1 protein-coding gene and 1 pseudogene are annotated in these 506 nt (G+C 54.5%); both read right to left on the bottom strand.

All coding sequences use genetic code 11. The features are described from left to right. Positions 1 to 143: pseudogene (locus ACTHSP_RS21635) on the bottom strand (iron uptake system protein EfeO); the annotation flags it as partial. Positions 144 to 155: 12 nt separating this feature from the next. Beyond that, on the bottom strand, positions 156 to 506 hold a 351-nt coding region (locus ACTHSP_RS21630; RefSeq protein WP_440346960.1), incomplete at its 5' end, for an FTR1 family iron permease.

Below are 506 nucleotides of genomic sequence, written 5' to 3'. Positions count from 1 at the left end.
CCGATATTGACCGAACCGTCGGCATTGGCGGCAGCGGATGCGCCTGAAGCGGCAGGCGCGGCTTTTTCGGCTTCAGGCGGCTGACACGCGGTCAAACCCAGAGCCAGCATTACAGACAAAGCAGTCAGATTGAATTTTTTCATTTTACTTCCTTCTTATTTAGTTAACGTTTTTGCCGGCGCGCTGCCGCGCAAAAACCAAATCATGACGGGAACCAGATACAGCAGCCAAATCAGGACTTCGCCTTCGGTTGGGTGGTCGGTATAGCCGAAGAAACCGCCGAGCAGCACGCCTAAAGGGCTGTCTTCATGCAAATATTTCGATGTGTCGAAAGCGATGTCCTGCATCACATTCCATACGCCGGCCTCATGCAGCGCACGAAACGAACCGGCCAACAGACCGGCCGCCACCACAATCAGAAACGCGCCCGTCCAACGGAAAAACTTCGCCAAGTTCAGGCGCATACCGCCCTGATAAATCAGCGTACCGATGACAACCGCCACCAA

The sequence above is a fragment of the Neisseria sp. P0001.S005 genome, from assembly GCF_051963715.1.
Note: the sequence above shows the minus strand (reverse complement) of the source record. Positions and strands in the feature narration are given on the sequence as shown.